This is a genomic window from Pseudonocardia ammonioxydans (assembly GCF_900115005.1).
In the GTDB taxonomy this organism is placed as follows: Bacteria; Actinomycetota; Actinomycetes; order Mycobacteriales; family Pseudonocardiaceae; genus Pseudonocardia; species Pseudonocardia ammonioxydans.
In genome coordinates this window covers 38,674-52,125 of sequence record NZ_FOUY01000010.1, presented here as the reverse complement: position 1 = coordinate 52,125, position 13,452 = coordinate 38,674, and the positions used below count along the sequence as shown (strand labels likewise).

Below are 13,452 nucleotides of genomic sequence, written 5' to 3'. Positions count from 1 at the left end.
GCGTCAGCCGCGCAGGTGATCCAGCTGGGCCCGCACGGACAGCTCCGCGGCCGGCCACAGCGAGGTGTCGACGTCGGCGTAGACGACCTCGACCACGTCCCGGGGCGTGGCGTCGGGACCGAGGTCGGTCAGCGCCTCGCGCACCTGCTCGAGGCGCTGCTCGCGGTGGGTGAGGTAGGCGTTCGCGACCTCGGCGGCGTCCGGGAGCTCGGGGCCGTGCCCGGGCAGCAGCGGCGTGCCGGCGGGCAGCTCGGCGACCCGCCGCAGCGAGTCCAGGTAGGGGCCCAGTGCCCCGTCCGGGTGGGCGATCACGGTGGTGCCGCGGCCCAGGATCGTGTCGCCGGACAGCAGCGCCGTGCCGTCCGAGCCGGGCCCGGTGAGCAGCAGCGACACGGAGTCCGACGTGTGTCCGGGGGTCGTCATGACCTCAAGCTCGACGCCCGCCTCCTCGATCACGGTGCCGTCGGTCAGCGGCGTGGTGCCGGTGGCCAGCGAGGGGTCGGCGGCGTGGACCGGCGCCCCGGTCAGCTCGACGAACCGGCCGACCCCACCGGCGTGGTCGGGGTGCCGGTGGGTGAGCACGATCGCGGCCACCGGTGCGCCGTCGGCGAGCGCCTCGAGGTGGACACCGTCGTCCTCACCGGGGTCGACGACGATCCGCCTGCCGGAGTCCGGGACCGAGACGATCCAGGTGTTCGTGCCGTCGAGCGTCATCGTGCCGGGGTTGTCCTGCAGCAGCACCGATGCCAGCGGGTGCACCGCGCGCAGGCTGCCGTAGAGCGGGTGGCCCACTGCCTGTGGGGTCATCGCGCCTCCTCGTATCGCCAGTCCGGATCACCGGGCAGCGTGATCGTCACGACGCGGCCCTCCCGGCGGACCTCCGGCGTGATCGGCTCGATGTCGCGGCGGGCCGCGGCGTCGAGCACTCCGGAGGCGGTGTCGTGGCGGGACAGCTCCTGCAGCGTGCGCAGGGTGGGTGGCATGAGCTGCATGTCACCGGCCTCGTAGCCGGCGAGCGCGTCAGCGGGACTCCACCAGCCGGCCTCCACGGCCTCGGTGGTGGAGTCGTCGGCGACCTGGCCGTCGGGCACGCGGGCGACGAGGAACGCGGTGTCGTACCGCTTCGGGTTCCGCGGCGGCGTGATCCACCGCGCCCAGGGCACGAGCAGGTCGGCCCGCAGCTCCAGGTCGTGCTCGTCGAGCAGCCCGGGCAGGGTCGCCTGCCGTCCGACGAGCGCGTCGCGCCACGCGGTGGTCACGGGGAGGGGGCCGGGTTCGGTGCCGGGGCGGGCCGCCAGCAGGACCCCGCACTCCTCGAAGGTCTCGCGGACCGCCGCCGTCACCAGCGCGGCGGCGAGCGGGGTGGGCTGTCCGAGCCGGGCACCGAAGCGGTCCGGGTCGGGTCCACGCCAGCGGGCCGGGTCGGGTACGTCGTCGGTGGAGACCCCGCCGCCGGGGAACACCGTCATCCCGCCGGCGAACGCCATCCCGGCGACCCGTCGCTGCAGGAAGACCTGGAGCTCGCCGGCGCCGGGCTCGTCGCGCAGCAGCAGGACGGTGGCTGCGGGCTTCGGCTCCGCCGGTTCAGGAGCTGCGGTGCTCATGAATGCCGACCCTAGGTCACCGGCGTCCGGTTCCGATGGTGAGAATGCCCGCATGCGGATCGGACTCGTCGGTGCCGGGCCGTGGGCCCGGACCGTGCACGCGCCCGCGATCGCCGCGCATCCGCGCTGGTCGTCGGCGGGGGTGTGGGCCCGGCGGCCCGAGGCGGCCGCCGAGGTCGCCGCGATCGCCGGTGGCCCCGCGCACGCGTCGTTCGAGGAGCTGCTCGACGCCTGTGACGCCGTCGCGTTCGCGGTCCCGCCGCGGTTGCAGGGCGAGCTGGTTCCCGCGGCCGCGGCCGCGGGCAGGCACCTGGTGCTGGAGAAGCCACTGGCGGCGGACCTGGTGGCTGCGGAGCGGGCGGCCACCGCGATCGACGACGCCGGGGTCTGCTCGGCGACCGTGCTGACGTTGCGGTTCGACCCGGTGGTCCGGGACTGGCTGGACGGGGTTGACGAGGGCCCGCACGGCGCCGGGACGGTCGGGACGGCGCGCTGGTTGTCGGGCGCGTTGCTCGGCGGTCCGTTCGCGGCGTCGGCGTGGCGGGCCGAGCACGGGGCGCTGCTCGACGTCGGACCGCACGTGATCGACCTGCTCGACGCCGCGCTCGGACCGGTGACCGGCGTCGACCAGGCGCGGCGCGACGACCCGGACCTCTGGCGGATCGGCCTGGAGCACGCCGGTGGTGCCCGGAGCTCGGTCGTGCTGTCGTTGCGGACCCCGGTCGAGCCGACCGACTTCGAGATCGCCGTGATCGGCGGCGTCGGGCCCGGCGGGCGGGGCCGTCACGTCGTGGACCACCGCCCGGACGACGCGGCCGCCTGCTACGGCCGGCTGCTCGACGACCTGGCCACCGCGATCGACACCGGGGACCGGAGGCTCCCGGTGGGCGCGCACCGGGCCCTGCATCTGCAGCGGATCGTCGACGAGGTGCTGCGCCGCGTCGCGGGCTGATCAGTTCCGGTCGGGGCGGGCGGTCCCGTTCCGCGGTGTGGGCTCGCCGCCGTTCTCCCGGGCCGCAAGCTCCTCGTGCAGCCGCTGCAGCAGGTCGTGCTCGGTCGGGCTGAGCCGGTCGGCGAGGCCGCCGGTCGGCCGGGGGATCTCCGGGATGTCGCCGGGTGTCTCCGCGGCGGGCGCGGCTCCGGATCTCATGCCGCCGGGGTTCCCGTTGCTGGTGTCCGCGCCGGTGGCGCCCACAGCACCGGAGCTCACACCGTCGTGCCCCTCGCCGTCGCGGTCGTCGTTGCTGTGGCCGTCGTCGGCGTAGCCCGAGCCGCTGTAGCCCGGGGCGACCTGGCCGGTGTCGGCCTGGCCCGTGTCCTCGAGCCCCGTGTCCCCGAGCCCCGTGTCGCTGCGCCCCGAGCCGTCGCGCCCCGAGCCGTCAGGGCCGGAGTCGCCGTGGCCGGAGTCGGCGTAGCCCGCGGTGCCGTAGTCCGCGGTGCCAGGGTCGGTGGCGCCGTAACCCGGGTCGTCCTGGCCCGGGTCGTCGGAGTCCTCGGTCAGCAGCAGGTGCCGGGGGCCCTGCGGACCGGCTGTTGGCAGTGCCGATGTGGGTACCGGGGGCGCGTACGCGATCGGCACCCCGGGCGGCGGGGTGGGCGCGTCGATCTCGGCACCGTCCGCGGTGGGGAGCAGCTCGGTCCCCGGCACCGGGTCGGCGACCGGCAGCACGTCCCCGACCCACGCACCGGACGCCCAGTCCTGCTGCCAGGCGTCCTCCGCGGCCCCGGGAACCTCCGGTCGCCCGGCCGGCGGCTCGGCGGGGCCCGGGTCCGTCCCGGTCCGCGCGTAGCCGTGGTCGCCCTCCGGCCGCGGTGCGCCGGGAGCCGCGGAACCAGCCGCCGACGGTGCAGCACCGGCCCCGGGAACCGCGCCGGTGGGTCCGGCCTCGCGGGGGTGGTCGTCGGCGTCGAACCAGTCGCCCGTCGCCCGGCGCAACGCCCGGATCGGTGGGGACGGCCGCGGTGCCGGATGTCCTGCACCGGTCGGGTCGTCGCCGGGGCCGGCCGGAGTGGGGTCGTCGCCGGGGGCGGGACGGTGACCGCCCGGCCCGGGGACGACGGCGTCGAACATGCCGGCCCCCGGAGCGGGCCCGAGCCCCGGGCCGTCCTGACCGGCCGGGGGCGGTGGAGGCCGGACGGGCGGGATCGGTCCGGTCCCGTCCGCGGCCGTATCCGTCGGCGGGATGGGCCCGGCGGGTCCGCGGGTGAACGGCGTCGCGCCCCCGGGGCCGAGCAGGTGCGGGCCGGGCCCGGACGCGTACTCGTCGGGACTCGGCTCGGGGCCGGAACCGACCGGCGGCGTGCCGAAGATGTCGGGTGCGGCCGGACCCTGCCCGGCCTGGGTGGCGCCCCACTGGACGTCCCGGGGGACGCCGCCCGGTCCGGCCGGCTCCGGTGGACCGGTCGGGTCGGTGACGCCGTTCAGCGCCGCGGCGGGAGGCGGGAACGACCCGGTGCGCAGCGGCGTGACCCGTCCCGGGAGCCCGTCCGGCAGCTCAGGGTTCGGAGGCTCGGTGTCCGCCAGCCCGGTGTTCGCCAGCCCGGAGTGCGGCAAGCCGGGGTCCGGCAGCTCGGAGTTCGGTGACCCGGCGTCCGGGGGCAGGAAGGCCGGGGGTTCGGTGTCGGTGGGAATGCCGGCCGGCCCGGCGGTGTGGGGCGGCAGCGGCCCGGTGGGGGACGGCTCCGCCCCGGCCCCGGCCCCGGCACTGCCCGCGGTTCCGGTTCCGTGACCGTCGGCCGGGCCCGGTCCTGCCGGATCGGCCTGCGGGCCCGGCGTGCCCGGTGCGGCCGCGTCGGTCGGGCCCGCTGCCGTGTCCCGCAGGCGCCGGGGCGGCGTGCCGACACCCGGGCCGGCGATCCCCGGGAGCGACGTGACGTTCGCGTACCGCGTCCGGGAAGTCGATCGTCCTGGTCGGACGTTCCGGTCCCGGAACGGCAGTTCCCGGGTCCGGTCGGTGACGCCCCGGCGGGGCAGCACGGTGGTGGTCGGGTCCTGTTCCGCGCGCTCCTCGGCGACGTCCGGACCGGTCGCGCCGGTCGGGTCCGGTGCGGCGACCCCGGCGGCCTCGTCGTCCGGCGTTCCGGCCGGCTCCGTGCCGGTGGGTTCCTCGGCCGCGGGCCCGTCGGCGGCGGTGTCCGGGGCGGACCGCTCCGCGGGGCGTCCGTCGCCGGCCGGGCCGGCTGCGTCCGGGCCGGCGGACGGGCCGGTCGCGAGCAGCTGGACGGGCCGGACGGTGTCCTGCTCCGGCTGGTCGGGGGATCCGGTCGCGTGCTGCCACCCGTCGGACCGATCGGCGGGCTGCTGGTCGGTGGGCCGGTCGGGGTCCTGCTCCGGCTGCTCGGGAGAGCCGGTTGCGTGCTGCCACCCGTCGGAGCGATCCGCCGGGTCCTGCTCGGTGGCCACGGGCGTCGTGTGCGTGCCGGCGGGGCCGGGGATCGCGTCCGTGCTGGGCCCGTCGGATCCGATGGCGGTGTGCAGACGCGCCGGGAGGTCGCCGTCCGCTCCGGTGCCGGGGCGCAGCGCGTCGTGCCCACTCGTCGCCGACGGCTCGGCGGGACCGGCCGCGGTGTGGTGCACGCGCACGTCGTGCGTGGCCGGCGCGGGGTCGTCGGGTGCTGCCGGCGGGAGCTGCTCGTCCGGTCCGCCGGCCGGGAGCCCGTGATCGGCCTCGGAGGCCACCGGCGTGCCGTCGTGCGCCGCTGCGGCGGACCCGGCGACCGCGTGCACGGCAGCCCCGGCCGTCGGGTGCGCCTCGGCACGCGACGACCCGGCCGGGCCCTGTTCCGCGACCGCGTCGGAGGCGTCCTCAGCCGCCCCTGTCTGCCGCTCGACGGTTCGGGCAGTGGTGCCCCCATCATTCGGAGCAGGTGCGGTGCTCGGGCCGCTGCCGCCGGTCGGTCGGTCGTGGGAGGCCACCGGGCCGGCGGGCAGCGGCCGCGCGACCGCCCACGCGGCCCGGTGGTAGGTCGTGTCGGGATCGCCGTCGTCGTGCACCTCGACCGAGGCGGCCAGGCCGGCCCGGCCCAGGGCCGACTGGGCCTGGTAGGTCAGCACCTCGGCCGACTCGTCGCTGCCCGCACGGCCCAGCAGGACCGGCTGGGGCAGCGGGCCGGGGGCGGCCCCGGCCGGCGTGACGCGCCAGGCCAGCGACCAGCCACCGCCGGGCGCGCTCGTCCCGGCGAGTGCGGCGGCGAGGTCCCGGGCCTGCTCCGGCGGGCCGTCCCCGATGAACCGGTGCAGGAGCTCGTCGGTGGAACCGGCGGGCGGCAGGCCGCGGTCGGCGTCCGGCTGGATGCGCCGGGCCGCGGTCTCGGCGACCAGGGCGGACCGCACCGCGGGCGGCAGCACGGTCCGGCCGGCGACCAGCTCGGCCACCACCAGTTCCAGCGCGTGCCCCTCCTCGCCGACGGCGACGAGCTCCCGCCCGGCGGCGAGCAGGTCGTCGTCCACCCGGCCGGCCAGCTCGAGCAGCAGCCGGTACGTGGGGTCGGACATGGGGCCTCCTTCGCGGGCGGGCCGGGGAGCGGGGAACCCGCGGGCTCAGGCGGTGGACACCGGCACCCGGGTCCACAGCGGCACGGCGGCCGCGCACGCCGCCTCGTGATACGGGGTGGGCGGCTCCTCGCCGGCCCAGACCTCGACCCGCGGGACGCGCTCGCCGTGCACCCGCAGCAGCCGCTGCAGGCTCCCGGTCAGCGCGTGCGGCCGGTCGGCGCCGCGCACCAGCAGCACCCGGGCACCGTCGTCGCGGACGGCGAGCGACAGCGCGCCGGCCTCCCCCGCGACGACCGAGGCCGCCGACCACGCGGCCAGATCCGGTTCCTCCGGGCCGAAGGACGGCGGGTCCGGCGGCGAGCCGGCCCGCACGGCGTCCACCAGTCGGCGCGTCGGTGACTCCGGTTCGACGAGCTCGGACAGCAGCCCGCGCTCCTCGTCGGTCAGCCCGATCCGCTGGCGCAGCAGCGTCCGCGACAGCACCGCACCGGCCGCGGCGCGGTCACCTCCGGCGACCCACCCGCGCAGCCGCCACAGCAGCTCGTCGGGGAGCCGGCCGGCCAGCCGCAGGAGCAGCTCGTGCCCGGCCGGCGCCACGGCGGGCGCGGTCATGTCAGTCCCGGACCTCGACGACCAGCTCGACCTCGACCGGCACGTCCAGCGGCAGCACGGCCACCCCGACCGCGGAGCGGGCGTGCCCGCCGGCCTCGCCGAAGACCTCGCCGAGCAGGTCGGACGCACCGTTGATCACACCGGGCTGCCCGGTGAACGACGGGTCGGAGGCCACGAAGCCGACGACCTTCACCACGCCGGTGATGTTGTCCAGCCCGACCAGGCCGTCGGCGGCGGCGAGCGCGTTCAGCGTGCAGATCCGGGCCAGGTCGTAGGCCTGCTCGGCGGAGACCGCGGCACCGACCTTGCCGGTCGCGGCGACCGTGCCGTCCACGAGCGGGACCTGGCCCGCGGTGAACACCAGGTTCCCGGTGCGGCGCGCCGGGACGTAGGCGCCGGCGGGCGTCGCGACCGGGGGCAGGCTCAGGCCGAGTTCGGACAGGCGGGCGAGCGCACTCACTGCTGCACCGGGCGCTTGAAGAACGCGACCAGCTGCTCGGGGTTGGCGCCGGCGGTCACCGTGACCAGCTCCCACCCCTCCTGGCCGAAGTTGTCGAGGATCGCCTTGGTGTTGTGGATCAACAGCGGGGCGGTCAGGTATTCCCACTTCACGACCGGGGAGCTCATGGCCGGACTCTAACCCGGACCACCGTCGGCGAACCGGACTCCCGCGACGGAAGGCGCTCCCGCTGCGACGGACGTTCGTGTGGCGGTTCGTGTGGGGCCTGCCTCGCCGACGGGCTGCGGGCGCGGCGACTCCGTACGCTTGATCGCGTGACGTCGACCGTCCACCCCGAATCCCCGGCACGTCCCGCACCCTGGCCGGACGAGCTGGCGCACGCCCGTCTGCACGTGGTCTCCGGCAAGGGCGGCACCGGCAAGACGACCGTGGCCGCCGCCCTCGCGCTGGCCATGGCGACCGGCGGCAAGCGGGTGCTGCTGGTCGAGGTCGAGGGCCGCCAGGGCATCGCCCAGGTCTTCGACACCGCCCCGTTGCCCTACGAGGAGCGCCGGATCGCGGTCGCCGCGGGCGGCGGCGAGGTGCGGGCGCTGGCCGTCGACAGCGAGGCCGCGCTGCTCGAGTACTTCGAGATGTTCTACCGGCTCGGCATGGCCGGTCGGACGCTGCGCCGGATGGGCGCGATCGAGTTCGCGACGACGCTGGCGCCCGGCCTGCGCGACGTCCTGCTCACCGGCAAGGCGAAGGAGTGCGTCACCCGGACCGGTGCCGACGGCCGGCCCGCCTACGACGCCGTCGTCCTCGACGCCCCGCCGACCGGGCGGCTCGTGACGTTCCTCGACGTCACCAAGGCGATGGCCGACCTCGCCAAGGTCGGCCCGATCCACGGCCAGGCCGAGGGCGTCAACCAGCTCATCCACTCCCCGCTGACCGCGGTGCACCTGGTCACGCTGCTGTCCGACCTGCCGGTCACCGAGACCCTCGACACCGTCGCCGAGCTGGAACGGGCCGACATCGGGACGGGGGCGGTCGTGGTCAACCGGATGCGCGAGCAGTGGCTGCCCGACCGGTCGGTGACCGCGGCGGCCGGCGGCCGGGTGGACGCCTCCCGGATCCGCAACGGCCTGTCGAGCGCGGGCCTCGAGCTGGCCCCCGCCGAGATCGACGGGCTGGTGGCCGAGACCGTGGAGCACGCGGTCGCCGTCGCCGGTGAGACGGCCGCGCTGGGCAGGCTGGACACCGAACCCGACCCGCCGCTGTCCCGGCTGACGCTGCCGAACCTGCTCAGCGGCGTCGACCTGGGCGCGTTGTACGAGCTGGCGGAGTCGCTGACCGAACAGGGCGTGCGCGTGGAGGCGCGGAGATGAGCTCATCGGACACCCTCGAGGTCGACACGCTGATCGACGACCCGGAGACCCGGGTGATCGTCTGCTGTGGATCCGGCGGCGTCGGCAAGACGACGACGTCGGCGGCGCTGGCGTTGCGCGCGGCCGAGCGCGGCCGCCAGGTGGTCGTGCTGACCATCGACCCGGCCCGGCGCCTGGCCCAGGCGCTCGGGGTCGACGAGCTGAGCAACGACCCGGCGCCGGTGCCCGACGCCGAGGGCGAGCTCGCCGCGATGATGCTGGACATGCGCCGCACCTTCGACGAGATGGTGCAGGGCCACGCGCCGCCGGAGAAGGCGCAGAAGATCATCGAGAACCCGTTCTACCAGGTCATCTCCTCCTCGTTCTCCGGGACGCAGGAGTACATGGCGATGGAGAAGCTCGGTCAGCTCGTCGCCGCGGGCACCTGGGACCTCGTGGTCGTCGACACCCCGCCGTCGCGTTCGGCGCTGGACTTCCTGGACGCCCCGCAGCGGATGTCCCGGTTCCTGGACGGACGGATGATCAAGTTGCTGGCCGCGCCCGCGCGGGCCGGCGGGCGCGGGCTGCGCAAGATCGTCGAGGCCGGCTTCGGGCTGTTCGCCCGGGCCGTCAGCACGATCATCGGCGGGCAGATGCTGCAGGACGCCTCGGCGTTCGTGCAGGCCTTCGACACCCTGTTCGGCGGTTTCGCCGACCGCGCGGAGAAGACGTACGCGCTGCTCCGCTCGCCGGGGACGGCGTTCCTCGTCGTCGCCGCGCCGGAGCCGGACGCGCTGCGCGAGGCGGCGTACTTCACCGACCGCCTCTCGGCGGAGGACATGCCGCTGGCCGGTCTGGTGCTCAACCGGACCCACCCGGTGCTGGCGCCGGTGTCCGCGGCCCGGGCCCGGGCCGCGGCCGAGCAGGTCGGGGGGCCCGGCTCGCAGATCGCGGCCGCGGTGCTGCGCCTGCACGCCGACCGGGTCGAGCTGCACCAGCGCGAAGAGCACCTGCTGACCCGGTTCTCCGCGGCGCACCCGTCGGTCTCCGTGGTGCGGGTGCCTGCGCTGGCCGGGGACATCGCCGACCTGGACGGCCTGCGCCGGGTCGGGGGCCTGCTGGCCGAGGGCGCCGTGCGCGGTGCGGAGGAGCCGGGCGCTACCTCCCGCGCGCAGGGGGCATCGTAAAGAAGATCATCGGGTTCCGGTCGGTGCCGCGGGCCCCGGCGATGCCCACCTCGGCGCGGACGGCGTCGAGTGCCCGCAGGGTCGCCCGCGCGGCCGGCCGCGCGGCGGTGAACCAGCCGGCGCCCCGCGCCCGCAGCCAGCCCAGCACCTCCGCCCCCTCGGTGAACGGGCGCGCCCAGCGCAGGTGGAACACGTCGTGCACGCTCGTCGGGGTGCCCGGGGCGACCCGCGGGAACAGGTTCTGCAGGTACCAGCGGCCGAACCGGCGGCCGTGGTCGGCGTCGACGAACAGGTAGCCGGTCCCGGGCGGGACCTCGTCGACGGTCTCCCGCAGGTCGCCGTGGTGGAACGTCCAGCGGTCCGCGGCCAGCGCGGCGGGCACGGTGGTGCGGACGTGGTCGACGAGGTCGAACGAGTGCAGGTGCCCGTGGCCGTTGTCGCGCAGCGCGGACAGCAGCCAGGTGGTCGACCAGCCCCAGTACGTGCCGATCTCCACCACGTGGGCCGGGCGGTGGTGGCGCAGCAGCAGGTAGGTCAGCTCGGCCTCGACGTCGTCGAGCTGCGGGGTGACCGTCGGGGACCCGGCCAGGAACGTCTTCTGCTGGGCGACCACCGCGGCCAGGTCGTCGGCGTGGGTCCGGTAGAGGTCCGCGATCAAGTCGAGCACGCGGGGAAGGTAGCGGGGTCGGGCTCCGCGGATCCGCCCGGCACAGTCGCCCGTACGGCATCGTGGTCTCGCACGGCGTCGTGGTCCCGTACGGCAGCGTGGTCCCGCACGGCGTAGTGATCGGTGCGTGCCCGGCCGAGCAGGCCCGCCCAGTCGGTGACCTCCGGTCGTCGCCGCAGCACCGCCCGTCGTTCCCGTTCGGTCATCCCGCCCCAGACGCCGAACTCGACCTGCTGGTCGAGCGCGTGCGCCAGGCACTCGGTGCGGACCGGGCAGGCGAGGCAGAAGTCCCGGACCCGGCGCTGGTCGGCGCCGGAGACGAAGAGGTCCTCGGCGTTCTCGGTGCGGCAGCGGGCGGCGACCCGCCAGTTCCAGACCGGGCCGGACGGCCGGCGTCCGGCGGGCTGCAGCCGGGGCTTCCCGACACGCCGGGGGCCGATGCGGGTGATCTCGGGGTGCGCGGTCATGGGGTGTGCCTCCCGTGCCGGGCGGGCTGCTCGGGGGCCCGCGGTGCGATGGCTCGATTCTCGGGAGGCGCGGCGGCGCGGGGCAGCGCGCAAAACTACGCAACCCGGGGGACACGCACCTGACGGGCTACTGACGCCGCGGGCCGTAGGCTGGCTCCCCGTGAGGTTCCCCCGGCGCCTGCTCCGCCCGATCGGTGTGCTCGCGGGCCTGTGCGTTCTGCTCGGTGTGGTGACCGCAGGGATGGTGTTCCCGCTGGCCGGTGGTCTCGGGATGCTGTCCAACGAGGCCGGTGACAGCGTCACGTCCAGTTCGGTCGATCTGGTGAACAACCCGGCCCCGCTGACGACCACGGTCACCGACTCCGACGGGCAGCCGCTCGCCTACCTGTTCGACCAGAACCGCACCGAGGTCCCCAACGAGCAGATCTCGCCGGCCATGAAGGCGGCGATCCTGGCGATCGAGGACCGCCGGTTCTACGACCACGAGGGCGTCGACTGGCAGGGCACGCTGCGCGCGGTCGTCGCGAACTCCGCGTCCGGGGACGTCGTGCAGGGCGCGTCCACGCTGACCCAGCAGTACGTCAAGAACTACATGCTCTACGTCGACGCCCAGACCGAGGCCGAGCGGCTCAAGGCGACCGAGCAGACCCCGGCCCGGAAGCTGAAGGAGGCGCGGATCGCGTTGCAGCTGGAGCGCCAGCTGTCCAAGGACGAGATCCTCAACCGCTACCTCAACATCGTCTTCCTGGGGAACGGCAGCTACGGGGTCGCGGCGGCGGCCCGGACCTACTTCAACACCACACCGGACAAGCTGTCGATCCCGCAGGCCGCGCTGCTGGCCGGCATGGTCCGCTCGACCACCCAGTTCGACCCGGTGCAGAACCCGGACACCGCGACCCAGCGGCGCAATCTGGTGATCGACCAGATGCGCCAGCAGGGCATGATCGACGACGCCCAGGCGCGCCAGGCGACGGCCGCCCCGCTCGGCGTCGCCGACCCGCTGGTCCGGGTGCCGAACGGCTGCAACGGCGCCGGCGACACCGGCTTCTTCTGCAAGTACGTCGTCCAGTACCTGACCGAGGCGGGCTTCACCGAGGAGCAGATCACCCGCGGCGGCTACACGATCCGCACGACCCTGGACCGGCGGGCGATGGAGCAGGTCAAGGCCTCGCTGAACAAGGAGGTCCCGCCGGACGCCCCGAACGTCGCCAACGTGATGTCGCTGGTGCAGCCGGGCAAGGAGGCGCACCGGGTGCTGGCCATGGGGTCCAGCCGGACGTTCGGTCTCAACGCCGACGAGTACGAGACCAGCTACGGCCTGCCGTTCCAGCCGGTCAACCTGGGCGCCGGGTCGACGTACAAGATCTTCACCGCGGCCACCGCGCTGGAGAAGGGCCTCGGCATCAACTACTCGATGCAGGTGCCGCCCTCGGGCTACGCCTCACCGATCTACGTCGACGGCAGCGGTCGCCCGATCCCGGTCGGCAACGCCAGCGAGGGGCTGCCGGCGCGGATGAGCATGACCGACGCGCTGGCGCAGTCGCCGAACACCGCGTTCATCAAGCTCGAGGAGTTCACCGGGGTCCCGGACGTGGTCGACATGTCCGTCCGGCTCGGGCTGCGGTCGCTGGCCACCACCCCGTTCGTGGACCCGGGCAGCGGCAAGCGCACCGACCGCTCGATCGCCGAGGTGATCAAGGAGCAGGAGCTGGCGTCGTTCACCCTGGGCGTGACGCCGACCAGCGTGCTGGAGATGGCCAACGTGGGCGCGACGCTGTTCTCCGAGGGGACCTGGTGCCCGCCGACGCCGATCGAGTCGATCACCGACGCGAACGGGGAGAACGTCCCGATCACCGAGGAACCCTGCGAGCAGGTGGTCGACCCCGGTCTGGCGAACACGCTGGTCCACGGGATGAGCAAGGACGACATCAACGGCACCTCCGCGGCCGCGGCCCAGGCCGCCGGCTGGACCCGCCCGATGGCCGGCAAGACCGGGACCACCCAGCAGCACAAGTCGGCGGCGTTCCTCGGCGCGATCCCCGAGATGTCCGGCGCGGTGATCACGTTCGACAACGGGAACTCCCCGCGTCCGCTGTGCGACGGCGGCGGTGCCCCGTTCGCCTGCGGTGAGGGCAACATCTTCGGTGGCAAGACGCCCGCCCGGACCTGGTACGGCGCGGTGAAGCCACTGGTCGAGGGCACCCCGCCGACACCGTTGCCGCCGACGGACCCCCGCTACCTCGACGGTGGCGCCGAGTCCCGGATCCCGGACGTCGTCGGCCGCGCGGCCGGTGACGCCCGCGGTGAGCTCGAGGGCGCCGGCTGGCAGGTGTCGACCCGGACGGTGGACAACCGCGCTCCCGAGGGGACGGTCGTCGGCCAGGAGCCCCGTGGTGCGGCGCTGCCGGGGGAGGCGGTGACCCTGCAGGTCAGCAGCGGCACGGTGCCTGCGCCGCCGCCGCTGCCGACCGGCCCGCCCGCGGAGGGGCCGCCACCCGGCCCGGACGGGGGCGCGCCGGAGGGCGGCGAGCCCGAGGGCGGCCCGCCGCCGGACGGCGGCTGATCCCCGGCCGTCACCCGGCCGGGGGCCAGTGCCCGGCGTGCCGTCCGTCGA

Annotated in this window: 11 protein-coding genes and 1 pseudogene; 4 read left to right on the top strand and 8 right to left on the bottom strand. The window is 75.6% G+C overall.

The genetic code is table 11. The features are described 5' to 3' along the window. Window positions 1-3 precede the first annotated feature (3 nt). Together BM093_RS11805 and BM093_RS11800 are read right to left on the bottom strand one after the other, a co-directional pair. Complete coding sequence (locus BM093_RS11805; RefSeq protein ID WP_093341546.1) at window positions 4-792, bottom strand: MBL fold metallo-hydrolase; 789 nt, start codon at window positions 790-792, stop codon at window positions 4-6. 11 nt (window positions 793-803) lie between these two features. Continuing rightward, window positions 804-1,604 (bottom strand): NUDIX hydrolase, encoded by an 801-nt coding sequence (locus BM093_RS11800; RefSeq protein WP_093341543.1) that lies wholly within the window; start codon window positions 1,602-1,604, stop codon window positions 804-806. A 52-nt stretch (window positions 1,605-1,656) separates the two neighbouring features. Here BM093_RS11800 and BM093_RS11795 point away from each other — a divergent pair, with 52 nt between their 5' ends. After that, the gene (locus BM093_RS11795; RefSeq protein ID WP_093341539.1) at window positions 1,657-2,556 is read left to right on the top strand and encodes a Gfo/Idh/MocA family protein; all 900 of its coding nucleotides are present in this window, start codon (window positions 1,657-1,659) and stop codon (window positions 2,554-2,556) included. Here BM093_RS11795 and BM093_RS11790 read toward each other — a convergent pair whose 3' ends face one another. From BM093_RS11790 to sp36, 4 genes are read right to left on the bottom strand one after another with little or no spacing between them, the layout of a single operon-like run. Further along, on the bottom strand, window positions 2,557-6,099 hold the full coding sequence (locus tag BM093_RS11790) for a hypothetical protein (protein WP_093341536.1): 3,543 nt from the start codon (window positions 6,097-6,099) through the stop codon (window positions 2,557-2,559). It abuts the gene before it with no gap. Between the two features lie 45 nt (window positions 6,100-6,144). After that, a complete protein-coding gene (locus BM093_RS11785; protein ID WP_093341534.1) occupies window positions 6,145-6,711 on the bottom strand; it encodes a hypothetical protein in 567 nt (188 codons plus the stop codon). A gap of 1 nt (window position 6,712) precedes the next feature. Continuing rightward, the gene (locus BM093_RS11780; protein WP_093341532.1) at window positions 6,713-7,171 is read right to left on the bottom strand and encodes a RidA family protein; all 459 of its coding nucleotides are present in this window, start codon (window positions 7,169-7,171) and stop codon (window positions 6,713-6,715) included. Continuing rightward, complete coding sequence (sp36, locus tag BM093_RS11775) at window positions 7,168-7,338, bottom strand: Sp36 family protein (RefSeq protein WP_093341530.1); 171 nt, start codon at window positions 7,336-7,338, stop codon at window positions 7,168-7,170. Before sp36 ends, BM093_RS11780 begins: the two co-directional genes overlap by 4 nt. A gap of 147 nt (window positions 7,339-7,485) precedes the next feature. On the opposite strand from sp36, the gene bagA reads away from it, so the two are divergent. Continuing rightward, window positions 7,486-8,538: an ATPase BagA gene (gene bagA, locus BM093_RS11770; protein WP_093341528.1), complete on the top strand. Its 1,053-nt coding sequence runs from the start codon at window positions 7,486-7,488 to the stop codon at window positions 8,536-8,538. Then, window positions 8,535-9,704, top strand: coding sequence for an ArsA family ATPase (bagB, locus tag BM093_RS11765; RefSeq protein ID WP_093341526.1), 1,170 nt, complete (start codon window positions 8,535-8,537; stop codon window positions 9,702-9,704). The genes bagA and bagB overlap by 4 nt, the downstream gene beginning before the upstream one ends. Here bagB and BM093_RS11760 read toward each other — a convergent pair. Both BM093_RS11760 and BM093_RS11755 read right to left on the bottom strand, forming a co-directional pair. Beyond that, window positions 9,676-10,371 (bottom strand): class I SAM-dependent methyltransferase, encoded by a 696-nt coding sequence (locus BM093_RS11760; RefSeq protein ID WP_093341525.1) that lies wholly within the window; start codon window positions 10,369-10,371, stop codon window positions 9,676-9,678. The two genes, bagB and BM093_RS11760, sit on opposite strands and share 29 nt — an antisense overlap. 116 nt (window positions 10,372-10,487) lie before the next feature. After that, window positions 10,488-10,838, bottom strand: a pseudogene (locus BM093_RS11755) (WhiB family transcriptional regulator); the annotation flags it as partial. A 160-nt stretch (window positions 10,839-10,998) separates the two neighbouring features. On the opposite strand from BM093_RS11755, the gene BM093_RS11750 reads away from it, so the two are divergent. Continuing rightward, window positions 10,999-13,401, top strand: coding sequence for a penicillin-binding protein (locus BM093_RS11750; RefSeq protein ID WP_342742984.1), 2,403 nt, complete (start codon window positions 10,999-11,001; stop codon window positions 13,399-13,401). Window positions 13,402-13,452 lie beyond the last annotated feature (51 nt).

Coding starts and splice junctions, on each gene's coding strand:
- BM093_RS11800 (WP_093341543.1), bottom strand. CDS start 1,604: ATGAGCACCGCAGCTCCTGAACCGGCGGAGCCGAAGCCCGCAGCCACC.
- BM093_RS11795 (WP_093341539.1), top strand. CDS start 1,657: ATGCGGATCGGACTCGTCGGTGCCGGGCCGTGGGCCCGGACCGTGCAC.
- BM093_RS11790 (WP_093341536.1), bottom strand. CDS start 6,099: ATGTCCGACCCCACGTACCGGCTGCTGCTCGAGCTGGCCGGCCGGGTG.
- BM093_RS11785 (WP_093341534.1), bottom strand. CDS start 6,711: ATGACCGCGCCCGCCGTGGCGCCGGCCGGGCACGAGCTGCTCCTGCGG.
- sp36 (WP_093341530.1), bottom strand. CDS start 7,338: ATGAGCTCCCCGGTCGTGAAGTGGGAATACCTGACCGCCCCGCTGTTG.
- bagB (WP_093341526.1), top strand. CDS start 8,535: ATGAGCTCATCGGACACCCTCGAGGTCGACACGCTGATCGACGACCCG.